The following is a 23,044-nucleotide window of genomic DNA, read 5'->3' as shown; positions in this document are numbered from 1 at the left end:
GCGCGACCGAGGACCTGGGCATCGCGCTGGCCGCGGTCGAGGGCACCGGCCCGCGCGGCCGGGTCACGCTCGACGACGTGCGGCGCGCGGTCGCGGCGCGCGAGGACGCCAACGTCGTCCCACCGGCGGCCGCGCCCGCGGCCCCGGTTCTGGCCCCGGCCCCGGTCCTGGCCCTCGCGCCCGATGCCGGCCCCGACGAGCAGCCGCTGACCGCCACCCGCCGCGCGATCGCGCGGCGGATGAGCGCGAGCCAGCTGATCCCGCAGTACCAGCTGCAGCGCGACGTCGACGCGAGTCACCTGCTCGCCCAGAAGGCGGCGCAGTCCGCGGGCGTGAACGCCGGCGCGCGGGTCGGCGTCAACGACCTGCTCGTGCAGGCGATCGCCGAGACCGTCCGCCGCCACCCCGATCTCGCCGTCAGCTGGGTCGACGGCGACGACGGACCGCGGATGGTGCGCAGCGGCGCCGACGGCGTCGGCCTCGCCGCCGCCAGCGACAAGGGCCTCGTCGTCCCGGTCATCCGCGACCCGCAGACCGCCGGCCTCGCGGCGATCGCCGAGCAGCGTCAGCGGCTCGTCGGCGCGGCCCGCGGCGGCACGCTCGGCGTGGCCGACATGACGGGCGCGGCGATCACGCTGTCGAACCTCGGCGGCTTCGGCGTCGATCGCTTCACGGCGATGCTGAACCCCGGCGAGTCGGCGATCGTCGCCGTCGGCCGGACCGTCGAGCGCGTCGTCCCCCGCCGGGGCGGCACCGCCGTGATCCCCGTCCTCGCGGTCACGGTCAGCTTCGACCACCGCGTGATCGACGGCGCCGTCGGCGCCGCCGCGCTGGGCACCCTCGCCGAGCTCCTGGAAGGCGGCATGGCATGGCGTCCGTGACCTCACCGGCGACCGGCGACCGCCTGGTCCCGACCTCGCCCGCCACGGGCGACCCGGTGCCGGTCCCGGCGGTCGCGCCGACCGGCCGGGACGGCCGGCCCCGGCGGCCCGCCCGGCGGACGCGTCCCCGGCCCGTCGGACACCGGCAGGCCCTCCCCACCCCTTCGACCTCCGTCACCACCACCGAAAGGCTCCGATGAGCACCGAACAGCAGGGCGTCGCGGTCTCCGTCGACGTCGACCGCGCCGAGCAGCTGCTCCGCGAGATCGTCTCCATCCGCAGCGTCGTCGGCGAGCCGACGACCGCCCACCTCTGGGTCTCCGAGCGCCTTCGCGAGCTCGGCATGACCGTCGAGCACTACGCCGTCGAGGGGCGCAAGACGCCGCTCGTCCTCGGGGTCCTCGAGGGCGAGGGCGGCGGCCCGGGCGTCCTCTTCGACGGCCATTACGACACCGTCGGCGCGGTCCCGTCGGACTGGTCGCGCGACCCGTTCAAGGCCGAGGTCATCGACGGTGAGCTCTACGGCCGCGGCGCGGTGGACTCCAAGGGCACGATGATCGCGATGCTCACCGCGATCGAGCAGGTCGTGAAGAGCGGGCAGCCGCGCAGCGGGCCGCTCTACTACATGTCCGACGCCGACGGCGAGGACGGATTCCGCGGCGCCGTGCTGATGAAGGACCTCGGCGTGGCCAAGCGCGTCGGCACGGTCTTCTCGGCCGAGGCCACGAGCAACGAGCGCGTCGAGATCGCCTACCCGGGCATCTCCACGTGGAAGATCACGGCCGTCGGCCGCACCGCGCACCCGACCGAGCCCGAGCGCGGCATCAACGCCGTGACGAAGATGGCGAAGCTCGTCCTCGCGGTCGACGAGGGCCGCCTCGTCATCCCGCAGGGCGACTCGCAGTTCTTCGGGCCCCGCGTCTCGATCCAGGCCACCCGCACGTCGCACGTCGGCGGCTGGGCGATCCCGGGCCGCTGCGACGTGATCGTCTCGGTGATGTCGACGGTCGGCGTCGGGCTGACCGAGGTCCGCGACGCGATCGACGCGTTCCTGCGCACGCTGGAGCGGGAGGACGGCGAGGTCCGCTTCGAGCGCAAGCTCCTGCCGATGGGCGCCGGCCGGCTCTGGCTGCGCCCCGGCGAGGTCGACCCGGACCACGCCGCGGTCAAGGCGCTGACCGGCGCGGTCGAGGCCGTCACCGGCACGGCGCCGAAGGTCCAGCACTTCAACGGCGGCTGGGTCGACGCGGTCGAGCTGATGGAGACCGGCGCGGACGGCTTCGGCACGCCCGCGGCGATCACCTTCGGCCCGGGCGACTTCGAGCTCGCGCACATGGTCGACGAGCACATCTCGGTCGCCGAGGTCGCGCAGGCCGGCGAGATCTACGCCCGCGCGACGCTCGAGCTGCTGGGCTGATCGCGTCGTCGCCCGCGGTCCGGCCGGGCGGTCCGCCGGACCGCCCGGCCGCCGGCGGCCGGGTCGCCCTTCACCACTCGACCCCTTCTCCCAGCCAATCTATGGCTATGGTATGAATCAAACGTGAGGACGAGCAGTCCCCGCGGCCCGCAGGACCACCACGACACCCACGGAGCACCGATGACCGACACCCTGACCGACACCAAGCAGACCGCGCTCGACTTCTACGACCTCGCGTTCGTGCAGCAGAACCCGACCGCCGCGGCCGAGAAGTTCTTCGGCGACGAGGGCTACATCCAGCACAACCCGCAGGCCCCCGACGGCGCCGAGGGCTTCGTCGCGGCCATCAGCGGCCTCTTCGGCGCGTTCCCGGACTTCAAGGCCGAGATCAAGCGCGTCATCGTGCAGGACGACCTCGCCGTCATCCACCACCGCACGCAGCTGAACGCCGAGGACAACGGCTCGGCCGTCGTCGACATCTTCCGGGTGTCCAACGGCAAGATCGTCGAGCACTGGGACGTCGTGCAGCCGATCCCGACCGAGGCGCAGAACGACAACACGATGTTCTAGGCCACCTCGTGGTCAAGGTCATGACCGCCGTCCGCCGCGCGCGGGGGACGGCGGTCGAGGCGTTCCGGGAACGCCTCGACGGTGACCCGGCGCCGGACGCGCGGGTCCCCGGGGTGCTGCGCCACGTGCGCTCGGTGACGACGCCGTCGGGCTACCGCCGCGGCGACCCGCCGTACGACGCGGTCGAGGAGCTCTGGTTCGCCGACGAGGCGGCCGCCCGGGCCGCCGTGGCGTCCCCGGCGTTCGCCGCGCTCGTCGACGGCCTGGGCGTCGACCCCGCGTCGGTCGCGACGTTCCTCGTCGAGGACCACCTGATCAAGGACGGCCCGGCGGCCCCGGGCGCGCTGAAGAACTTCGAGTTCGTCACCCGCCGGCCCGGCCTCACGCCGACCGAGTTCCGTCGCTACTGGCGCGAGCACCACGGGCCCCTGGCGTCCGGCATCGCGGTCATGCGCCGGTACGTGCAGAGCCACACGGTCGACGGCGACTACGCCGGCGGCGAGCCGGCGTGGGAGGGCTCGGCGATCACCTGGTTCGACGACCTCGACGCGATGCGCGAGTCGGCGACCGACCCGGTCTACGCGGCCACCCGCGCGGACGAGGCGGCGTTCCTCGGTGCACCGCTGGAGCTGCCGTTCATCATCACGACCGAGCGCGTGCTCGTCGGCTGACCGGGCGCGGTGGGACCGTCGGGTCCCGCCGCACCCGAGGGAGGGGAACGACCGAGGGCCCGCCGCCGGCGGGCCCTCGGTCGTTCGAGCGGTGCGACGGACTCCGATCCGGGGGCGCTTGCCCTCGCCCCCGGATCGGACTCCGCCGCGCCGTCGGGAGCCCCGCCGTCCCCCGACGGCGGGGCACCCCGGTGGGATCAGGCCGTGGCGGCCTCGCGCAGCGCCGGCGCGTCCTCGCGGGCGGCGGCGTGCCGGCCGGCGAGGTGCCCGAAGGTGATGCCCGGCCCCAGGGTCGAGCCGCCGCCGGGGTAGACCTGGCCGAAGATGCCGGCCGCGACGTTGCCCACGGCGTAGAGGCCGTCGACCACGCCGCCGCGCTGGCGCAGGACGCGCGCGTCGGCGTCCGTGCGCAGCCCGCCGACCGTGCCGAGGATCCCGTCGTACATCTTCAGCGCGTAGAACGGCCCGGTCTCCACCTTCGCGAGGTGCTTGCCGGGCTGCGGGCCCTTCGTCTGGTACCCCTCCCACCAGATCTCGCCGCGGTGGAAGTCCGGGTCGACGCCGGCCTCGACGTGCCCGTTGAAGCGCTCGACCTCCTCGACGAGGACGGCGGGGTCGAGGCCCATCTCGGCCGCCAGGCCCTCGAGCGTGTCGGCCGTCTTGACCCACGACGGCGTCGGGGCGCCCGGGACGAAGTCGCTGATGATGTACCGGGCCCGGACCGACTCGTCGAAGACCCACCAGCCCGGGCCCTCGTTCGGGTACGTCGCGGTCAGCGGGTCGTACGTCCCGTGGACCTTCGCGATGTCCATGTACGTGATGCCCTCGTTGACGAAGCGCCGGCCGTGCTTGTTCAGGCCGACGACGCCCGGGTCGTTGCGCGGGGTGGCGAGGTTGCCGATCGGCGCGCCCTCGTAGGTCGAGTGCTCGTCGTAGGTGGCCGGGAAGGCCACGGCGTTGCTCATGTTGCCGACGGCCGCACCGATCTCGAGGCCCATGACGAGGCCGTCGCCGACGTTGGTCGGCGGCGACAGCGGCAGCTTGTGCGGGCTGCCGAGGTAGGCGAGGACGAGGTCCTTGTTCCACTCGAAGCCGCCGCTGGCCAGCACGACGCCGCGGCGCGCGCCGATGCGCACGCTCGTGCCGTGCTCGTCCGCCACGACGCCGACGACGGCGCCGTCCTCGACGACGAGGCTCGTCACCGGGGTGCCGGTCGTCAGCGTCACGCCGTGGTCGACGAGGCCGCGGACGATGCCGGAGATGAGCGCCGGGCCCATCACCCGGATCTGGTCGCGCTCGCGGCGCGTCATCAGCTCCTCGGCGCTGGCGGGCACCTTGCCGGTCTCGTCGACGGGCAGCGCGCGCTGCGAGCCGAGTGCCGCCATCTCGTCCTGCGTCAGGCGCGGGATGTGCGGCGAGTCGCGGACCTTGTCGTGCCACTCCCCGAGGACCGCGGGGGAGTCGAACGGCAGCGGCTCGAGCGAGCGGCCGGCGAGCTTGCCGCCGGGCCGGTCGGCGAAGTAATCGCTCCACGCGTGCGTGACGGTGAGCCGGAGGGCCGAGTGCGACTCGACGAAGTCGATCGCGCCGGCGGCCTCGTCGACGAACCGCTCGATCAGCGACGGGTCGTGGGCGCGCTGCTCCGTGAGCCCGTTGATGTACTCCAGGGCCTCCTCGCGGGAGTCGGTCGCGTCGACCTCGCCCATGTGGCTGTTGCGGGGGACCCACGGCATGCCGCCGGACCAGGCCGACGTCCCGCCGAGCAGGTCGGCCTTCTCGAGGACCTCGACCTCGGCCCCGTCGACCGCCGCCGTGAGGGCGGCGGTCAGGCCGCCGGCCCCGGATCCGACCACCACCACGTCGACGACGCGGTCCCAAGCGTTGCTGTCCATCTGAACGTCCGTTTCGTATCGGCTGGGCGCGCCCTGCGGCGGCGCGCGTGCGGGCTGACCCGCGGCGACGCGAGGCTACATCGGATCTATGCACATAGTCAATATGATTCGCCCAATTCGACGATCTGGGCCTGCGCGGTCATCCTCCGTCGACCAGGCCCGAGCAGGTCCTTCGAGCTCGGGCGGGATCGCCGGCCGGTCGCGGGCGACGGCAGAGTGGCGGAGCGCGAGCGCCCGGCTTGGCGCGCCGGGCCCCGTGGCGCCCTGGCCGGGCGCATGATCTCGCGTTGCGGTGCGCGGCACCATGGCCCCGCGGCGGCAGCTTCGCGCACCGGTTCGGCCCTCTGGCCGAACTTGTGGCCCGGAGGTCGAGAACCGGTGTCGTCCGTCCGGAGATCAGCGTAGACCTGAGGAAAGGAGGCGGCCGACGGCACGTCGCCCGCCTCAGGCGACGACGCGGGCGGAGAACACGGATGAGCTTCCATCAGGCGCTGACCGAAGCGGCGCAGCACCGGACCTCGGAACCCGAAGAGGTCATCACCCTCAACGACTACCTGGAGCGGGTCGCGGCGAGGCCGACGATCGCCGCGACCGCGCACCAGCGGATCCACGACATGATCAAGGCCGCCGGGTCGGCCGCCGGCCCACACCCGGGCGAGACGTCCTTCGACTTCTTCGCGGACGAGCTGTTCGGGATGGACGCGCCACTGGAGCGCGTCGTCGGCTACTTCGAGACGGCGGCCGAGGGCCACGAGACGCGTCGCCGGATCCTGCTGCTGTGGGGCCCTCCGGGCGGGGCGAAGTCGACGATCGCCGCGATGCTCAAGCGCGGGCTGGAGGCGTGGTCGCGGACGGACGAGGGCGCGATCTACGCCCTCGAGGGCTGCCCGATGCACGAGGAGCCGCTGCATCTGGTGCCGCAGGAGCTCCGTGCCCAGGCGCGGGAGCACACGTCGGTGCGGATCGAGGGCGAGCTCTGCCCGGTCTGCCGCTTCCGGCTCGACGACGAGTACGGCGGCGACTTCCTGCGCTTCCCGATCCGCCGGGTCGTGCTCTCCGAGGCGCGGCGGGTCGGGATCGCGACCTTCGAGCCCGGCGACCCGAAGTCGATGAGCATGGAGCAGCTCACCGGCGGGATGGACTGGAAGGCGATCGAGCGCTACGGCTCCGACGCCCATCCGCTCGCGCTCGACTGGCAGGGCGAGTTCTCGAAGGCCAACCGCGGGCTGTTCGAGGCCGTCGAGCTGCTGAAGAACCCGGCCGAGTTCCGGAACCTGTTCCTCACGATGGCGCAGGAGAAGCAGTTCAAGGTCCCGAAGTTCGGCTACATCGACGCGGACTGCGCGATCGTCGCCCACACGAACGAGGCCGAGTTCCGCGCGTTCATGGCCGACCCCCGCAACGAGGCGCTGAAGGACCGGCTCGTCACGGTCGCCGTGCCCTACAACGTGCGGGTCAGCGACGAGGAGCGGATCTACGCGAAGCTGCTGGGCGACCGCGGGTCGCCCGGCGACGGCGGCCTGCACATCGCCCCGCACGCCCTCCGCGCGGCCGCGATGGTCGCGGTGCTCTCGCGGCTGGAGGCCCACGAGACGCTCGACCCGATGGAGAAGCTCCAGCTCTACGACGGCGTCGAGGTCGGCGAGTGGAAGCTCACGCAGGTCCCCGAGGTCAAGCGCGAGGCCGAGCACGAGGCGATGGGCGGCCTCGGGCCGCGGCGGATCGTCGACGTCCTCTCGGGTGCGGCCCAGCGGCCCGAGGGCGACCCGCAGGGCGGCCGCTACCTGACGCCGATCATGGCGCTGATCGCGCTGCACGACCACATCGAGCGGATGGAGGTCGGCAAGGAGGAGCGCCGGCGCCTGGAGGCGTTCGTCGTCGACGCGCGCAAGGAGATCGACCGCGTGCTGAAGGACGAGGTCCGCAAGGCGTTCGTGCCGGCGTTCGCCGAGCACGCGCAGCGGGTGCTGGACAACTACCTCACGAACGTCGAGGCCTACTGCCAGGGCACGCGCACGAAGGACCCGATCACGAAGGAGGACCGTGAGCCGGACGAGAAGCTCATGCGGGCGATCGAGGAGAAGGTCAAGCCCACGGTCGCCGAGTCGGCCAAGGAGACCTTCCGGCAGGGGGTCCTGATGCGGATCGGGATCGCGCTGCGCAGCGGCGAGCGCCCGCTGAGCTACCGCACCGACACGATCCTCGCCTCGGGGATCGAGGAGTACCTGTTCGACCAGCTGCAGGACATCGTCCGGGTCACGGTCTCCCGCGCGAGCCCCGACCAGGAGCAGGCGAAGCGGCTGAACGAGGTCACGCGGGTGCTCTGCGAGCAGGGGGGCTACAACGAGCACTCCGCGCGGGACCTGCTCGACTACGTCGGCCACCTCCTCAACCGCTGAGGGCGCGGATGTCGGTCGTGCAGGACACCGCGCTGCCCAGCGGGCAGGGCGCACGCGACGCGCTGCACCACAGCGATCGCCTGCGGCGCAAGGTCACCGAGCAGCTCAAGCGGCGGATCGGGGAGGAGGACATCGTCGCCGCGGGCCCCGACAAGCGGATCCGGGTGCCGATCAGCGGGACGAAGCCGTGGCGGTTCGTGCTCGACCGCGGCGAGCGGCCCGGGGGCGTCGGCCAGGGCGACGTCCGGCCCGGGGACGTGCTCGGGCCGCCGGACGGCGACGCCGACGGCTCCGGGACGGGCGAGGACGGCGCGGGCACGGCGCCGGGCGAGGAGCTCTACGAGGTCACGCTCGACATGGACGAGGTCGAGGAGCTGCTGTTCGCCGAGCTCGAGCTGCCGCGGCTGAAGCGCAAGCCGGACCCGACCACGACCGAGCAGGACGTCGTCTACGACGACATCGCCCGCAAGGGGCCGCAGGTCGACAAGAAGGCGACGCTGCGGGCGAACCTCGAGCGCAACGCCCGGCGCGGGCGGGCGTTCGTCGGCGACGTCGACCGCGACGACCTGCGCTATCGCTCGTATCACGAGCAGCCGCGGCCGCGGGACCGGGCCGTCGTCTTCTGCGTGATGGACGTGTCGGCGAGCATGAACGTCCCGCGCAAGCGGATGGCCCGGCTGTTCTTCTACTGGTGCGTGCAGTTCCTGCGCCGCCGCCACGAGCAGGTCGAGATCGTCTTCGTCGGCCACACCACCGAGGCGTGGGAGCTGACGGAGGCCGAGTTCTTCGGGCGCGTCGCGACCGGGGGGACCCGGGTCTCGGCCGCCTACGAGCTCGTCGACGAGATCGCGACGCGCCGGTTCCCGACCGCGGACTGGAACGCCTACGCGCTGCACTGCTCCGACGGCGACAACTTCGCCGCCGACAACCGCCGGACGCTCGAGCTGGTGCAGCGGCTGGTCGAGCGGTTCGCGCTCGTCGGCTACCTGGAGGTCGACTCCGGCACGGGCTTCGGGGTGCAGCGGCGCCTGTCGGGCTTCTTCGCCGACCAGGCCGCGGACCTCGACGGGTTCGTCTTCGCCACCGCCGACGACGACCGGGCGCTGTGGCCGGCGCTGCAACGGTTCTTCGCCCGCCAGGACGTCGCGGGAGCGGTCGCATGAGCCCTGCAGCCGCGACCCCCACGGCCGCCGACCTCGACCGGATCGACGCGCGCTGCCAGGAGATCGCCGGGGAGCTCGGGTTCGCGGTACCTCCGATCGTGTTCCACGTGATGGGCAGCGCCGAGGTGTACGACATCGCCGCCCGCGGCCTGCCCGGTCGCTACAGCAGCTCCCGCTTCGGGGCGAGCTTCCGGCGCCAGCACGACGAGTACCGGCTCGGACGGTCGCGGATCTACGAGCTGATCGTCAACACCGACCCGGTGCACGCGTACCTGCTGGACGGCAACAGCCGGGTGGCGCAGACGCTGGTCATGGCCCACTGCATCGGCCACGCGTGGTTCTTCGCCCACAACGGGTGGTTCGGGCCGACCGATCGCGCGATCCTGCCGCGCGTCCGCGGCGCCGCCGAGCGGATCGACGGCTACATGGCGGCGCACGGCCGCGACCGCGTCGAGGACTTCGTCGAGGCGTGCGAGGCGATCGTCGTCCACCAGCCGCAGGCGCAGCTCGTGCACGCCGCCGACCCGGAGCCCGAGGAGGACCGTCCCGGTCCCTACGACGCGCTCTTCCCCGACGACGTCACCGCCCGCCGCGACCGGATCGAGCGGGCGCGGGAGGATCGCGTGCACCGCGTGCCCCTGCGGCCGGACCGCGATCTCCTGGGCTTCATCGAGCACCACGCCACCGGGCTCGCGGAGTGGCAGCGGGACGTCATCTCGATCCTGCGCTCCGAGCAGGCGTACTTCCTGCCCCAGATGCGCACGAAGATCCTCAACGAGGGCCTGGCCGTCCTCTGCCACCAGGAGATCTGCCAGCGGCTGATGCTGCCCGCCGAGGACTACTGGCAGTACGAGCAGCTCAACGCGTCGGTGACCCAGCCGCACCTCGGCGCCGTCAACCCGTACCACCTGGGGAGCACGATCCTGCGCGAGGTCATGCGGATCGCGCAGGACCCCGACGACGAGGAGCGCGAGCGCTGGCCGTGGGCGGGCGAGGTCGACCCGCTCGAGCAGGTCCGGGCGGTCTGTCGCGACCACGACGACGAGTCGCTCCTGCGCGAGCACCTGACGCCGAAGGTCTGCGAGCGGGCCCGGCTGTTCGCGTTCGAGCACGTCCAGGGGAACCCCCGCCAGATCCGGGTCTCCTCGACCGAGTGCGACGAGATCCGCGAGCGCCTGATCGCCCAGCACGCGACCTTCGGCGTGCCCCACGTCGAGGTCGTCGACGCGGACCACGGCGGTCGGGGCGAGCTGTACCTCCGCCACCGCGACGAGGTCGGCCTGGACCCGGAGTACGCCCGCGGCACCCTGCTGCAGGTCGCGACCCTCTGGGGCCGCCCGGCGATCGTCGAGACGACCCGTCACGGCGATCCGATCTGGTACGTCGCCGGCCCGGACGGCCACACCGAGGACGCGACCGAGCGGCCGTGAGCGGTGCCGCGGCCCGGTTGCTCGGTCGCGGACGGCGGACGGGGACCTGGTGATCCCCGCCCGGGCCGACCGTGCGCGCCACCGACGCGCCGGTCTCGGCCGTTCGTGGGCGGTCCGTCGCCGACGGTCCGCCCTCGACCTCAGGCCACCTCGGAGTACACCGGCGCCGCCGCGCCGTGCTCGGCGTGCTCGTGGGCCGCGTGGCCCTCGGCCGCCGCGTCCCCGGCGGGCGCCTGCTGGTTCTGCAGGACGAACACCGCGACGCCGATGGCGAGGACCACGATGCCGGCGGCGATCAGGTACGCCACGTGGAAGCCCGCGTTCAGGGCCTCCAGCTGGTTGGCGCCGTCGGAGAGCTTCGACGTCGTGCGCGAGGAGGCGAACGTCGCCAGGACCGACAGCGCGATGGCGCCGCCGACCTGCATCGAGGTGTTGACGAGGCCCGACGCGATGCCGGAGTCCTCGGGGGTGGCGCCCGACATCGCCAGGCCCATGATCGAGGTGAAGCTCAGGCCGGCGCCGAGGCCGAGCAGGAGCATCGACGGCAGCAGGTTGGCGAAGTAGTTCCCGTCGACCGGCGTCTGCGTGAACAGCAGGACCGCCACGACGATCGAGGACAGGCCGCCGATCAGGACGTTCCGCGGGCCGAACCGCTCGCTCAGCGGCTGCGACACGACCGTCGAGACGAAGCCGATCATCAGCGTCAGGGGCAGGAAGGCGAGCCCGATCTCGATCGGGCTGTAGCCGAGGATCTCGCCGGCGTAGCGGGCGCCGAAGAAGAAGACCGAGAACATGCCGGCCAGGACGCCGAGCAGGACCAGGTTCGCGCCCGTCACGTTGCGCGAGCGGAAGATCCGCAGCGGCAGCAGCGGGTGGGCGATGCGGGCCTGGCGGACGACGAACCCGGTCAGCAGGACGATCGCGACGGCGAAGAGGCCGAGGGTCTGCGCGGAGCCCCAGCCCTCCTTCTCGACGCCGACGATCGCGTACACGCCGACCATCAGGCCACCGGTGAGCATGAGCGCGCCGGGGACGTCGACCTTGTTCTCCTTGAAGCCCAGGCCGTCGCGGTGCGGCACGAGCCGGAGGGCCAGCGCGACGGTCGCGATGCCGATCGGCAGGTTGACGATGAAGATCCAGTGCCAGCTGAGGATGTCGGTCAGCACGCCGCCGAGCAGCAGGCCGAGCGAGCCGCCGGCGGAGGCGACGAACGAGTAGATGCCGATCGCCTCGCCCTGCTCACGGGGCTCCTGGAACATCGTGATGATCATCCCGAGGATCACGGAGGACCCCAGCGCGCCACCGACGCCCTGGAGGAAGCGGGCGCCGATCAGGACCTCCTGGCTCTCCGCCACGCCGCAGAGCAGCGACGCGAAGGTGAACAGCGACATCCCCCAGAGGAACATCCGGCGCTGACCGATCAGGTCGCCGATCCGGCCCGACAGCATCAGCAGGCCGCCGAACGGGATCAGGTACGCGTTCAGCACCCAGGTCAGGTTGCCGTCCGAGAAGTTCAGGCTGTCCTTCAGCACCGGCAGCGCGGTGTTGACGATCGTCCCGTCGAGGACGATCATCAGCATGCCGAGGCACAGGACGTACAGCGCGATGCGGTCGCGCCGTCTGGTGGTGTTTGGGGCGGTACTCATGACGGTCTCCTACGGGGCGGGGAGCGCCGGACGAACCGGACGCGGGCGGAGGATGTGACCCCGCGGTAAACGGAGCAATCGATCCGGTTGGGACCGTAGCACGACCGGATCGGCTGCTCCGTTTCTTGGGACACACGCGGGCGTTCCCACCGGAGGCAGCCTCCGTCTATCGCTCGGGTCGGAGCAGCAACGGATCGGGTGCGCCGTTCGTCGGCCGCCCGACGAACGGCGCGGCCGGGGTGGCTCTCGTGGCGCCCGCGCGCGGACCGGACCCCGTGATTCCACCGATGCGGATCGCGGGCGTCGCGGCGAGGATCCCCGCGTGCGCCGCCTGCTCGTCCTCCTCCCACTGCTCATCGCCCTCGTCGTGACCACCCCGGCCGTGCATGCGACCGTCTCGCGCGGCACGACGACGTACTGGGACCTGTCGATCAAGGGCAAGCAGACGGTCACCTGGGACTACGGGACGTCCACCCACGACTGCGAGATCAACTTCCGCGGCGAGGACGCGAAGGGCGGGGGGACGGCCACGATCAGCTTCGCCTCGTCCGGGTCGGTCACGCGGGTCGGCGTGACCCGCAACCGCGGAGGCACTCCGATCGTCAGCCTGGGCGAGAACGACGGGCCGGTGCCGGCGACCTGGTCGAAGCAGGCATCGGGGTCGAACGTGTACGCCGAGCCGTGCCCGGGGGACGCCGACGCCGACGTGGCACCGATCCCCCTGATCCAGAAGACCGACGGCTGCGGGACGCGGAAGACGAAACTCGGGCTCGAGTTCGCGCTCAAGGGCGCTCGCCTCCAGGTCGGCGGGGGGCTCGACCCCGATCCTGGCGACGGGAGCAACTGCCTGAGCGCCCCCGGGTTCGGCTACCGCAAGGAGGCCGAGCCGTGCACCGCGTCTCACAACCCCAGCTGGCCCCTCCTCGCCGAACGCATCGACGGCAGCGGCCTGGTGCGCTTCCTGGTCAAGCTCGATCGCACGCGGCTGGCCGCGCAGAAGCCCAAGACGTTTCAGGAGGACGGCAACGTCGGCAGCGACTGCAAGCTCGAGGCCTACGGCACCGGCGGCGGCACGGTCAAGGTCCGGATCGACTACACCCTGACGTTCAAGCCCCGACCGGCCAAGAGCGGCCGGCGGTCGCGTCGCGGGCACTGACCCCGGCGACCGGCGGATCGCCCGGCCCCGTCGGGGCTGCTCGAGAGGGCGCCGGCCGAGCGACGGCTCGCGGTCCGTCCAACCGCGTAGGGTCGCTCGTGCTCCGCCACCGAGACCCTGGGACGCGCCCGATGACCGACCTCTGGACCGCCGTCAAGGACCTGCCGATCGCGATCGAGGGGTCGTCGTTCGAGGCGTTGGTGCCGAGCGGCCCGGTCGACACGAGCGGCGGGGGCGGCGACGCCGAGATCTCGACCACCCACCTGCGCCTGCGGGGCCGGGGCGAGGAGGGCGTCGGCGAGCAGGTCGGCACGCCGGAGGCCCAGGTCGAGCTGCGGGAGAGCGCCTTCCCGCTGACCGGGGAGTGGGCGACGCTCGCGGACTTCCTCGCGCACCTCGACACGATCGAGATGTGGTCGGAGCCGCCGGAGCACGCGCTGGCCCGCAACTGGCGGCGCTGGACCTTCGAGTCCGCCGCGCTGGACCTCGCGCTGCGCCAGTCGGGCACGAGCCTCGCCGAGGCGCTCGGCCGCGCGCCGCAGCCGCTCACGTTCGTCACGTCGTTCGGGCTCGGCGACCCGCCCGACATCGACAAGGTCGCGCGCCGCCGCGCGCTGCACCCGACGGTCGGCTTCAAGCTCGACGTCGCGCCGTCGTGGACGCCGGAGATCATGGACCGCGTCGCTGGCGTGCCGGGCGTCGCGACGATCGACTTCAAGGGCCAGTACGGGATCGAGGTGGAGGACGAGGCGGCCCTGCTCGCGATGTACGAGCGCGTCCTGGCCACGTTCCCCGACGCGGTCCTCGAGGACCCGCACGACCTGCCGGCGGTGCAGGAGCTGCTGCGGCCGGTCGCCGACCGCGTGTCCTACGACGCACCCGTCACCAGCGTCCGGTCCCTGGAGGCGACCCCGATCGCGGTCGGCATCGTGAACGTCAAGCCCTGTCGGGTCGGGCGCCTGCGGGATCTCAGCCGGTTGTACGCCCACTGCGAGGCGGCCGGGATCCGCATGTACAACGGCGGCATGGGCGAGCTCGGCGTCGGCCGCGGCCAGGCCCAGCTGCTCGCGGCGCTGTTTCACCCCGACGCCCCGAACGACATCGCCCCGTCGGACTACAACCTCGGCGACCCGCCGGCCGACCTGCCCGCGAGCCCGCTGGACCCGGCGCCGGACCGCGGGTTCCGGCGCCGCTGACGGACGGGCGCCGTCCGGCCCCGGCCCGCCCGTCACGCCCCGCACGGCGGACGATTCGCGATGGACGCGCACGGCGGCGCGTCGTAGCGTTCCCGCCATGAGCATCCCCACGACCGAGCCGGCCGCGGACGCCGCGTTCTGGGCCGACGCCGAGCGCCACGTCTTGCGCTACGGGCCGGCCTTCACGCCCGTCGTCGTCGAGCGGGCCGCGGGGAGCACCCTCCATCTCTCCGACGGGCGCGAGCTCCTGGACTTCACCTCCGGGCAGATGAGCGCGATCCTCGGCCACTCCCATCCGGCGGTGGTGGCGACGATCACCCGCATGGCGGGCACGCTGGACCACCTCTTCAGCGGCATGCTGAGCCGGCCGGTCGTGGACCTCTCCCGGCGCTTGGCGGAGAGCCTCCCCGACCCGCTCGAGAAGGTCCTGCTGGTCACGACCGGCGCCGAGTCCAACGAGGCGGCGCTCCGGTTGGCGAAGCTCGTGACGGGCAAGCACGAGGTCGTCTCGTTCAGCCGCTCGTGGCACGGGATGACGCTCGGGGCGGCGAACGCGACCTACTCCACGGCGCGCTCGGGCTACGGCCCCGCGGCGCCGGGCAACGTCGTGATCCCGACGCCCGACGCCTACCGCCCCGACGTGCGGACGCCCGACGGCGCGCTGGACTGGCGGGCCCAGCTCGACCTCGGGTTCGCCATGGTCGACGCGCAGTCCACCGGCAGCCTCGCCGCCTGCATCGTCGAGCCGATCCTCTCCAGCGGCGGCGTGATCGTCCCGCCCCCGGGCTACCTCGCCGCCCTGCAGGAGAAGTGCCGCGAGCGCGGCATGCTGCTGATCTTCGACGAGGCGCAGACCGCGCTGGGCCGCACCGGCAGCATGTACGCGTTCGAGCACGACGGCGTCGTCCCCGACATCGTCACGCTCTCGAAGACCCTCGGCGCGGGCCTGCCGCTCGCCGCCGTCGTCACGTCCGCGGAGCTGGAGCAGCGCGCCCACGATCGCGGCTTCCTGTTCTTCACGACCCACGTCTCGGACCCGCTCGTCGCCGCCGTCGGCACCACCGTCCTGGACGTGATCGAGGACGAGGGCCTCGTCGCCCGGACCCGCGAGACGGGCCGGCGGCTGCACGCCGGGCTGCGGGCGATCCAGGACCGCCACGCCGTCGTCGGCGACGTCCGCGGCCGGGGCCTCATGCAGGGCCTCGAGCTCGTCCTCGACCGCGGCACGAAGCAGGGATCCCCCGAGCTCGGCGCCGCCGTCACCGCCCGCTGCCTGCAGCTCGGGCTCCACATGAACGTCGTCCAGCTGCGCGAGATGGGCGGCACGCTGCGCATCGCCCCGCCGCTGACGATCACGACGGACGAGCTCGACGCGGGCCTCGAGCGGCTGGACCAGGCGATCGGGGACGTGGCGCCGGCGTTCGCGTGAGGCCGGACGGGGCGCGGTCGATCGCCGGGCACTCGCGCGGCCGGCGTGGACCCCGCTCCAGGGCGGTTGTCGATCTTTGCGCTACCGCGCGCCGCATGGCCCGATGCTGAGCGCCGCGCGGGTGCTCAGGCGGTGAGGAACGAGATCCGGCCGTTGGTCTCGAGGACCGCGAAGCGCACGTCCGCGAGGTCGTCGATGTCGTTCATCCGTGCCTCTGCGCGGAGCTCGTCGACCGTGAGGCGTTCGCGTCGGAGGTTGCGCTCGATGATCCGCCCGTCCTCGATGAGGACCAGCGGTTCGCCCTCCAGCACCGGTCGCAGGCGGGGTACGCGGAACGACACGTAGCTCATGAAGACGGTCAGCAGCGCGATCGTGAGGATCACGACGATCGCCCCGGTCAGCGAGTAGTCGCTCTGGGTGACGCCTTGCTGGACGAGGTCGCCGATGACGACGAGCAGGATGAGGTCGAAGGGTTCCATGGTCGAGAGCTCGCGGCGACCGACCACCCGGGTTACGACCCAGATGACGGCGAAGATGACGACGGCACGGACGACGAGATCCACGATGGACTCCGATCAGGGCAGGACGGTCGTGTGCAGCGGGACGTGCACCGGGGCCGGGGGATGGGGGCCGCTGCCCTCCAGGTGCACCGAGAGGTCCTGCCGTCCCCGCGTCTCGGGATTGACCTGCAGCTGCAGGTACACGCTGAGCTCCTGCCCGGCCTGCAGCGTGCCGTAGGTCAGCGTGAGCGCGTCCTTGCGGGTGCCCTCCTCGCTCGCGGCCGGCTCGACCGTGTTGAGCTGCATCCCCGCGACCCAGCCGGGCCCGAGCACCAGCTGCGGCCGGTCGATCCGCGTCCGTGCGCGGACCGTGATCCGCCCGCGCCACAGCAGACCTCCCCGCAGCGTCCCCGGAGCCCGAACGTCGACGCTGGCGGTGGCGTTCGCCGCCGACGTCACGCCGTCCTCCTGCCCGAAGCGCCCCGACAGCGCGAGCAGCACCACGACCGTCATCAGGACGAGGACGCCGCGACGGACCCACGGGTGGTGCGCGCGGCCGTGCAGGTCTCGCGTCCGCGCCAGCGCGTGGGGAGCTGTGGAGACCGTCGACGGGTCCCGTGGTGCGATGCCGGTCGTGTCGCCGTGTAGGGAGGTCGAGTCGGGCACGGGCCGTGGATACCCCGCGCGGGTCGGGGGCACCCACCGGTGCGCCGACGCGCCGGCGACGCAGGAGACCGCGGCTGCGTCGCCAGGCGTCGCGGCCCCGGTCTCCTGATGCCCCGACCACTCTGCTCAGGCCGCCTGTGGCGTGGCCTCGGTCGCTGATCGCGTCGAGCGCGATCCCGAGCGTCGTTGCGTCCTCGACCTGGCGGTACGCGGGTTCCGGGATGGCGTGGTGGTCGCCGAGGACCCGGTCCTCGCCGGTCGGCGCGTCCATCGAGAGGGCGCGCGGTACGACTGGCCGGTGACCAGGGCTTCGCGGATGTCAGTGACGTCGACGTGCTGCTCAGCGGCGAGGTCGTCGTCGGTGGGCTCACGGCCGATCGCGGCATCGGGTGCGTTGGACCTTGGCGTCGAGTTCCTGCATCGATCGGGGGACGTAGAGGGCCCGGGTGGTGTCGCGGACATGGCGGCGGATCTCGCCGGTGATGTTCGTGACGGCGAAGGAGATCAGCGGAGCTCGTCGGGACCATGTCGCTGAGCAGCACCACCGGATGGCGGGGCGGTCTGGTTTGGTGCTGGGATGGCGTGCGAAGATCTCGGCGCTCGTCGTTTCGGATCGGAGTGCCTGGTGCCGTTCAGCGTCCCGCAACAAGAGATCTCCAACGGGATCGCACAGCTCTACAAGGAGCACCTCGGTCGCGGGCCGACATCGGTGAAGACGGTCGTCATCGGCGACCAGGTCGTGTGCGTGCTGGAAGACACCAGCACGCCCTACGAGGCGACGCTGAAGGACCTCGACGGAGGGGAGATCGCGCTGCGGGCACGCTCGCTGTTTCAGCACCAGGCACGGGCGGCGATGACCGAGATCGTTGAGGTCGCGCTTGGCCGTACCGTCCGCGCGCACATCCCTGGCTACTCGATCGCCGCCGACGCGGCCGTCGAGGTCTTCCTGCTCACCGGCGAGGCTGTCCCACCGTCAGCCGCATCGACGTAGCCAGGCGGTCGCGGCATTGCCCACGGTCGGGTGTCCGGGGCGTTGCGGTCGAGTCGGTCAGGCGGCGCCGTAGTGCGTTGCGCGCCTGCCGGGGTCTGGGTGGCGAAGACGGTGGTGGCCGGGTCGTCGGCGACGAGCCCATACGGGGCCGTCTAGCGTGCTCGACCGGTCGACCGTGCGGTGCTTGGGGCGCCGCCGCAGGCCGTGCGCGGACGGAGCGTCGTGTGGGTCCGGCGGGGTGACATGACGCAACGGGCGGATGCTCGTCGTCGCCGTGCTGAGGCCGCAAGCCAGACCCCGACGAACGTTTCGCTGCGAACGATCTCCTTCCGGGTAGCCCGACCTTCAGGACGCGACGAGGACCGCGCCGATGATCGGCAACCAGCCGATGGTCGTTCCGTAGGCCGCGAGATACACCGCCGGGACAGAGCACGCGTGCCGAAATCTCCAGGCCAGAGGGAGCCCCACGGCGGCGCCGAGGGCCGCGCCTGCCACGAGGCTCAGCCCGAGGGCACCTTGCGGGGTCAGCCAGATCGCCAGCACCAAGCTCCAGCTGGAGCCGACCGCGTGGGCGCCGACGATGGAGCACGGAGGCGTACCGCCCTGTTGGTGCCCCTGTGCCCTTCGGGCCCGGGAAGGTTCGGGCCGTCGTGCCGCCGTCGGCGTTCGCATCCGTGGTTGTGCGGGTCCTCCGGATGGGTCGCGGAGACGGGCCATCGGCCCGAAGGTTACGGGACCGTAGGCAACGCGGGTGCATTCCGTAGATCGCGGCTGCCGGTGGCGGCCCCTGTGGTCAGCATCGAGCGTGCCGCTCGGGGAAGAGGGCCCGGCGGACCCGTGTCGGGTGAGGGTTGCGTCGGGGCACCGAAGCGAGACGATCCGACACGGATGACCAACGACGCGCGCCGTTCAAGACTCGTGACGCGATGACGGAAGCTCGCCGTGGCCACGTCGAGGCCGCAGGCCTGCGGACGGTTGCGCCACCTCGTCCGGTTCGTGCCCGAACGGGTGAATTCGCGAGACCTCCGCAGGCAACGGGCGGCCACCGCGTGCGACGGAGTCGCCGGGGGCGGCGGGTCCGGCCGGACCTCCCACGGTGAGCCGGACCCTCGCCGCTCGCCGGGCTACGCCACCGCGCCAGCCGGCTGCGGCGTCTCTCGGAGCGAGCTCTCCGCGGCCGGGTCGGTCTTGCCGGCCTCGCTCTCGCCGTGCGTCAGCGTTCGCGGCTTGTCGGCGACCTGGATCGAGACGCGGCGGGGCTGCGACTTGGCCGGCTTCGGGATCCGGATCTCCAGCACACCACGATCGAACGTCGCGGTGATCTCGTCCGCGTCGACGCCCTCGGGCATCGTCAGGCGCCGCTGGAACGCGCCGGAGCCACGCTCGGTCCGCACGGCGCGCGCACCCTTCGACCGAGCGCGGGTTCGGGCGCCGCTGAGCGTGAGGGTGTCGCCCTCGACGTCGATGGCGACATCGTCCTCAGCGACGCCGGGCAGGTCCGCGATCAGCAGGAACGAGTCGTCGAGCTCCTCGAGATCGACCGGCGGGATCCAGCTCCCCGCGCTCGCGTTGGTGGTGCTCGGGTCGAAGAACGACGCGAACACGCGATTGACGTCCTGCTGCAGCGACGCGAAGTCGCGGGCGGGCTCCCAACGAACGATGGTCATGACTCAAACCTCCGTAGTAAGAAGACAGATCTTGCGCCCCGAAATATAGAAATCTCAGTCCCGGACTGTCAAGCCCTGGTGGCCGGAGAACGACACGACCAAACGCCGCCACCCGCGCCGGCTCCGGCGTGCTCCGGGTCCGGGCCGAACGCGGTCCGGCGCCCGAAACGCGCACGTTGACCATCGACGCTGCAGACGGGGTGCCGGGTGGGACTGCTGATCAGGCGCGGTCCGGCGTGGCGAAGATCGCGTCGCTCCACTTGCTGATCTCGTACACAGCCCTTAGTTCGCCCTCGGGGACCGGATTTGTGACGCGAACGCGAAATTGGCGCCGAAGAACTCGCTTCGATTTCGGGGGATGAAGGCCTCACATTCCGCGATCCCGCTCGAGCACCTGCGGCGCAATGGGATCGCGGCTCCGTCTGCCTGACGGGCGCGGCCGCAGCTGGTGAGTGCATGGGGGGCCCGCCATGCGGGGCGCTCGGGATCGACTGCGCGCTTGGGCTTGCTCCTGGAGCAGGATTCGGGCGTAGGTGACGCCCATGAAACGTGCGAAGAGTCCGCCTGCCGTCACGCCGTGGGTTGACCCGTCCAGCAGAAGGTGTCTCGGAACGGCGAAGTGCGGTCGCAACGCCCGCAGACAATGCGCGTACGCCCGATCTGGAAGTTCTAAAGCTGAGCGCATGGGGCGGATCCTGCCGACCGTGTCGGCGGCCCGTGCGATCTGCGTGTCCGGTGCCCTTCGAAATCCTGAGTGCTACGCACCGCGCTTCGTCCGGCGGTTCGGATCGCTCGTCCGCTGACCCTGGAACGGCGGAACCCCCGCGTCGGCGGGGGTTCCGGTCCTGCTGTTCCTAGGTGGAGCTAGTCGGGCTCGAACCGACGACCTCCTGGGTGCGATCCCATTGGTCTGCCGGTCGGGTAATCGCGGGTCGGCCGCTCGACGAGCGAGGGGCGTCGGGCCCGGCCTGTGACGGCGGCCCCCGGGCGCGTCACCGCCCCACACGACCCACCCGGGCGTGGATCTTGCGCCTGTTTCGCCCCGCCCGGGCCCGGCGGAACTGCATCTCGGCCGGCGGGCCGCGAGGAGCCCGCTCGAAAAGGCGCAAAGCAGATCAGGATTACCTCAACGTCGTTCGGCACCCGAGCGACGGCGATGCACCCCAGGAGACGATCCGCCCATGCCCTCACGCTCCTTCCTCGACCGCCTCGCGCGGACCATCCGTGAGCGCCCCGACGACCGGGCGCTGACGTGGACCCGCGGCGACCTGTCGTTCGGGGAACTCGCGGACCTGATCGACGACGCCGCCGCCGCCCTGGAGGCGTCCGTCGATCCGGGGGACCGGCTCTTCGTCGTCGGCGCGAAGTCCGCAGACCTCGTCGCGCTCCTCGTCGCCGCGTGGCGGAACGGACACCGCGTCGTCCTGCCGTCGCCCCAGCTCGGTGAGACGACCCTCGCCGCCCTCGCGGTGCAGTCGAGTGCGGATCGTCTCGTCCGGCTCGCGGCCCGCGCCGCCGGGGACATTGGTCCGGGCATCCCCGCGCTCCGGGTCGCGCCCGTCGTCGGCGCGACCGCAGTCTCCGACCCTGCCGCTGCGGCGGCGTTGTCGCTCACCACCTCAGGGACCACGGGGACCCCGAAGATCGTGCCGATCCCGAGCGCGGCGAGCACGCGGTTCGAGACCTGGGCTGCGGAGGCGTTCGACCTCGGACCGGGCGTCCGCGTGCTCTCCTACGCGCCGCTGAACTTCGACCTCTCGCTGCTCGACGTCTGGAGCGCGCTGTCGCACGGCGCGGAGGTCGTCCTCGTCGACCCGGCCGAGGCGGCGGATCCCGCGGTCCTCGCCGGGCTCGTCGGCGGCCGGGACGTCCACGTGGTGCAAGGTGTCCCGCTGCTCTTCCGCCTGCTCGCCGACTCGTCCGGGAGCGCGGCCTTCCCGTCCGTCCGCGACGTCGTGCTGACCGGGGACAGGGCCCCGTCGGACCTCGCCGCCCACCTCCCGGAGCTCTTCCCGAACGCCCGGGTTCGCAACGTCTACGGGTCGACCGAGACGAACGACTCCGTCTGGCACGAGGTCGCGCACGAGCACCTCCGCGCGGCGGAGCCGATCCCCATCGGCCGCCCGATCCCGGGGGCCGAGGTTCGGGTCGTCGACGCCACCGGGGCGGTCGTCCCGGAAGACGCGGCGGGCGAGGGCGAGCTCTGGACCTCGACGCCGTTCCAGTCCACGGGATACGCCGTGGACCCCGGCGGACCGCCGCGATTCGCGGCAGATCCGGCGGGTGGGCCGCGCATCTTCTTCCGCACCGGCGACCTCGTCCGCCGAGACGACGCCGGGCTGCTCACGCTCCGGGGCCGACAGGACCACGAGGTCAAGGTCCGCGGCGTCCGGACGAACCTCGCCGAGGTCGAACACGTCCTGCGCGACGCGGAGGGCGTCGAGGACGCCGCAGTCCTCGCCGTCGGCGACCGGGTCGCGGGCCAGGTGCTCCACGCGGTCGTCCAGCGCCGTCCGGGGCTGCGGGTCGACGGCCTCGCGCTCCGGAGCGCCTGCGCGCAACGCCTGCCCCGGACGGCGATCCCGAGCGCCTTCACCGTCACCGACCTCCCGCTCGCGCGCACCGCGACGGGAAAGCTCGACCGCCACGCCATCCGCACCGCCCACATCGAGGAGACCCCCCGTGTCCCGACTGCATGACATCAAGACCGTGATCGTCGAGAACTTCGCGCCCGACGTGGCGCCCGACGACCTGCCCGACGACTACGAACTGATCGAGAACGGCGTCCTGACGAGCCTCAGCCTCGTCCGCCTGATCACCGCGCTCGGCGAGCGGTTCGGCATCGACCTCGACATCGCCGACCTCAGCCCCCAGGCGTTCCGGACGGCCCGGACCATCGACGACTTCCTCGCCACGGCGGCCCCGGACCCCGTGTCCTGACCGTCCCGGCTCCGACCCCCCCCCACGACCACAAGGACCCACGATGCTGATTCGAAGCCGCGACGACCTCGACGGAGTCGACTGGGGGAACGGACAGAGCGTCCGTCTCCTCACCGACGCCGACAACATGGGATTCACCGTCGCCCACACGGTCGTCCGTGCCGGCACGGAATCACGGTTGCAGTACCGCCGCCACCTGGAGGCGTGCTACTGCATCGCGGGCCGCGGAGAGGTCGAGACCCCGGACGGCACCATCAGGCCGATCACCCCCGGGACGCTCTACGCGCTCGACCAGAACGACGCCCACATCCTCCGGGCCGACCGTGACGAGGACCTGACCCTGGTCAGCGTCTTCAACCCACCCCTGACCGGGCTCGAGCGGCATCAGCTCTCGGGCGCGGGCTACTCCCACTACTGACAGGACCGACCC

General features: G+C 72.3%; 20 protein-coding genes. 14 read left to right on the top strand and 6 right to left on the bottom strand.

The genetic code is table 11. The features are described from left to right. The 4 genes from AB0L40_RS08160 to AB0L40_RS08145 form a co-directional block, all read left to right on the top strand. Window positions 1-881: 2-oxo acid dehydrogenase subunit E2 (locus tag AB0L40_RS08160; RefSeq protein WP_364351907.1), on the top strand; the 881-nt coding region annotated here is incomplete at its 5' end. Window positions 882-1,077: 196 nt separating this feature from the next. Next, the gene (locus AB0L40_RS08155; protein WP_364351904.1) at window positions 1,078-2,298 is read left to right on the top strand and encodes a M20/M25/M40 family metallo-hydrolase; all 1,221 of its coding nucleotides are present in this window, start codon (window positions 1,078-1,080) and stop codon (window positions 2,296-2,298) included. 123 nt (window positions 2,299-2,421) lie between these two features. Continuing rightward, complete coding sequence (locus AB0L40_RS08150) at window positions 2,422-2,868, top strand: ester cyclase (protein ID WP_364351897.1); 447 nt, start codon at window positions 2,422-2,424, stop codon at window positions 2,866-2,868. 8 nt (window positions 2,869-2,876) lie between these two features. Beyond that, window positions 2,877-3,539 (top strand): EthD domain-containing protein, encoded by a 663-nt coding sequence (locus tag AB0L40_RS08145; protein WP_364351894.1) that lies wholly within the window; start codon window positions 2,877-2,879, stop codon window positions 3,537-3,539. Window positions 3,540-3,736: 197 nt separating this feature from the next. Here the strand turns inward: AB0L40_RS08145 and AB0L40_RS08140 are convergent, their stop codons facing one another. Beyond that, entirely contained in the window at window positions 3,737-5,431 is a 1,695-nt protein-coding gene (locus tag AB0L40_RS08140) for an FAD-dependent oxidoreductase (protein ID WP_364351891.1), read from the bottom strand. Window positions 5,432-5,904: 473 nt separating this feature from the next. Here AB0L40_RS08140 and AB0L40_RS08135 point away from each other — a divergent pair, with 473 nt between their 5' ends. The 3 genes from AB0L40_RS08135 to AB0L40_RS08125 are packed head-to-tail and all read left to right on the top strand — an operon-like array spanning window position 5,905 to window position 10,423. Further along, window positions 5,905-7,830 carry a protein prkA gene (locus AB0L40_RS08135; protein ID WP_364351888.1) on the top strand — a complete coding sequence of 642 codons (1,926 nt, stop codon included), beginning with the start codon at window positions 5,905-5,907 and terminating at the stop codon, window positions 7,828-7,830. An 8-nt stretch (window positions 7,831-7,838) separates the two neighbouring features. Further along, the gene (locus AB0L40_RS08130) at window positions 7,839-8,993 is read left to right on the top strand and encodes a DUF444 family protein (protein ID WP_364351885.1); all 1,155 of its coding nucleotides are present in this window, start codon (window positions 7,839-7,841) and stop codon (window positions 8,991-8,993) included. Next, window positions 8,990-10,423, top strand: coding sequence for a SpoVR family protein (locus AB0L40_RS08125; protein ID WP_364351882.1), 1,434 nt, complete (start codon window positions 8,990-8,992; stop codon window positions 10,421-10,423). The genes AB0L40_RS08130 and AB0L40_RS08125 overlap by 4 nt, the downstream gene beginning before the upstream one ends. 140 nt (window positions 10,424-10,563) lie before the next feature. On the opposite strand, the gene AB0L40_RS08120 is transcribed toward AB0L40_RS08125, so the two are convergent. After that, window positions 10,564-12,069: an MFS transporter gene (locus AB0L40_RS08120; RefSeq protein ID WP_364351879.1), complete on the bottom strand. Its 1,506-nt coding sequence runs from the start codon at window positions 12,067-12,069 to the stop codon at window positions 10,564-10,566. Window positions 12,070-12,391: 322 nt separating this feature from the next. Between AB0L40_RS08120 and AB0L40_RS08115 the strand changes: the two genes are divergently transcribed. From AB0L40_RS08115 to AB0L40_RS08105, 3 genes are all read left to right on the top strand, one after another. Continuing rightward, entirely contained in the window at window positions 12,392-13,225 is an 834-nt protein-coding gene (locus tag AB0L40_RS08115; RefSeq protein WP_364351876.1) for a hypothetical protein, read from the top strand. Between the two features lie 131 nt (window positions 13,226-13,356). Then, window positions 13,357-14,421 (top strand): hypothetical protein, encoded by a 1,065-nt coding sequence (locus AB0L40_RS08110; RefSeq protein WP_364351873.1) that lies wholly within the window; start codon window positions 13,357-13,359, stop codon window positions 14,419-14,421. A gap of 97 nt (window positions 14,422-14,518) precedes the next feature. Then, window positions 14,519-15,850, top strand: coding sequence for an aspartate aminotransferase family protein (locus tag AB0L40_RS08105; protein ID WP_364351870.1), 1,332 nt, complete (start codon window positions 14,519-14,521; stop codon window positions 15,848-15,850). A gap of 125 nt (window positions 15,851-15,975) precedes the next feature. Here AB0L40_RS08105 and AB0L40_RS08100 read toward each other — a convergent pair whose 3' ends face one another. Beyond that, a complete protein-coding gene (locus AB0L40_RS08100; RefSeq protein ID WP_364351867.1) occupies window positions 15,976-16,413 on the bottom strand; it encodes a YetF domain-containing protein in 438 nt (145 codons plus the stop codon). A 12-nt stretch (window positions 16,414-16,425) separates the two neighbouring features. Beyond that, a complete protein-coding gene (locus tag AB0L40_RS08095; RefSeq protein WP_364351864.1) occupies window positions 16,426-17,016 on the bottom strand; it encodes a hypothetical protein in 591 nt (196 codons plus the stop codon). A 625-nt stretch (window positions 17,017-17,641) separates the two neighbouring features. Here AB0L40_RS08095 and AB0L40_RS08090 point away from each other — a divergent pair. Then, window positions 17,642-18,007, top strand: a complete 366-nt coding sequence (locus AB0L40_RS08090) for a Na-translocating system protein MpsC family protein (RefSeq protein ID WP_364351861.1) — start codon at window positions 17,642-17,644, stop codon at window positions 18,005-18,007. Between the two features lie 345 nt (window positions 18,008-18,352). On the opposite strand, the gene AB0L40_RS08085 is transcribed toward AB0L40_RS08090, so the two are convergent. Next, window positions 18,353-18,553 (bottom strand): hypothetical protein, encoded by a 201-nt coding sequence (locus AB0L40_RS08085; protein WP_364351858.1) that lies wholly within the window; start codon window positions 18,551-18,553, stop codon window positions 18,353-18,355. Window positions 18,554-19,131: 578 nt separating this feature from the next. Next, window positions 19,132-19,674 carry an Hsp20/alpha crystallin family protein gene (locus AB0L40_RS08080; RefSeq protein WP_364351855.1) on the bottom strand — a complete coding sequence of 181 codons (543 nt, stop codon included), beginning with the start codon at window positions 19,672-19,674 and terminating at the stop codon, window positions 19,132-19,134. A gap of 1,181 nt (window positions 19,675-20,855) precedes the next feature. Between AB0L40_RS08080 and AB0L40_RS08075 the strand changes: the two genes are divergently transcribed. From AB0L40_RS08075 to AB0L40_RS08065, 3 genes are read left to right on the top strand one after another with little or no spacing between them, the layout of a single operon-like run. Continuing rightward, window positions 20,856-22,373, top strand: a complete 1,518-nt coding sequence (locus AB0L40_RS08075) for an AMP-binding protein (RefSeq protein WP_364351852.1) — start codon at window positions 20,856-20,858, stop codon at window positions 22,371-22,373. Continuing rightward, entirely contained in the window at window positions 22,357-22,614 is a 258-nt protein-coding gene (locus AB0L40_RS08070; RefSeq protein WP_364351849.1) for a phosphopantetheine-binding protein, read from the top strand. Before AB0L40_RS08075 ends, AB0L40_RS08070 begins: the two co-directional genes overlap by 17 nt. A gap of 43 nt (window positions 22,615-22,657) precedes the next feature. Next, window positions 22,658-23,032 (top strand): ectoine synthase, encoded by a 375-nt coding sequence (locus tag AB0L40_RS08065; RefSeq protein WP_364351846.1) that lies wholly within the window; start codon window positions 22,658-22,660, stop codon window positions 23,030-23,032. Window positions 23,033-23,044: the final 12 nt, after the last annotated feature.

It is taken from the genome of Patulibacter sp. NPDC049589 (genome assembly GCF_040675535.1).
Classification (GTDB): Bacteria; Actinomycetota; Thermoleophilia; order Solirubrobacterales; family Solirubrobacteraceae; genus Patulibacter.
Note: the sequence above shows the minus strand (reverse complement) of the source record. Positions and strands in the feature narration are given on the sequence as shown.

Excerpts from the sequence above, each read along its gene's own strand:
- AB0L40_RS08105 (WP_364351870.1), top strand. The coding sequence starts at position 14,519 with ATGAGCATCCCCACGACCGAGCCGGCCGCGGACGCCGCGTTCTGGGCC.
- AB0L40_RS08125 (WP_364351882.1), top strand. The coding sequence starts at position 8,990 with ATGAGCCCTGCAGCCGCGACCCCCACGGCCGCCGACCTCGACCGGATC.
- AB0L40_RS08065 (WP_364351846.1), top strand. The coding sequence starts at position 22,658 with ATGCTGATTCGAAGCCGCGACGACCTCGACGGAGTCGACTGGGGGAAC.
- AB0L40_RS08135 (WP_364351888.1), top strand. The coding sequence starts at position 5,905 with ATGAGCTTCCATCAGGCGCTGACCGAAGCGGCGCAGCACCGGACCTCG.
- AB0L40_RS08110 (WP_364351873.1), top strand. The coding sequence starts at position 13,357 with ATGACCGACCTCTGGACCGCCGTCAAGGACCTGCCGATCGCGATCGAG.
- AB0L40_RS08075 (WP_364351852.1), top strand. The coding sequence starts at position 20,856 with ATGCCCTCACGCTCCTTCCTCGACCGCCTCGCGCGGACCATCCGTGAG.
- AB0L40_RS08155 (WP_364351904.1), top strand. The coding sequence starts at position 1,078 with ATGAGCACCGAACAGCAGGGCGTCGCGGTCTCCGTCGACGTCGACCGC.
- AB0L40_RS08140 (WP_364351891.1), bottom strand. The coding sequence starts at position 5,431 with ATGGACAGCAACGCTTGGGACCGCGTCGTCGACGTGGTGGTGGTCGGA.
- AB0L40_RS08080 (WP_364351855.1), bottom strand. The coding sequence starts at position 19,674 with ATGACCATCGTTCGTTGGGAGCCCGCCCGCGACTTCGCGTCGCTGCAG.
- AB0L40_RS08120 (WP_364351879.1), bottom strand. The coding sequence starts at position 12,069 with ATGAGTACCGCCCCAAACACCACCAGACGGCGCGACCGCATCGCGCTG.
- AB0L40_RS08130 (WP_364351885.1), top strand. The coding sequence starts at position 7,839 with ATGTCGGTCGTGCAGGACACCGCGCTGCCCAGCGGGCAGGGCGCACGC.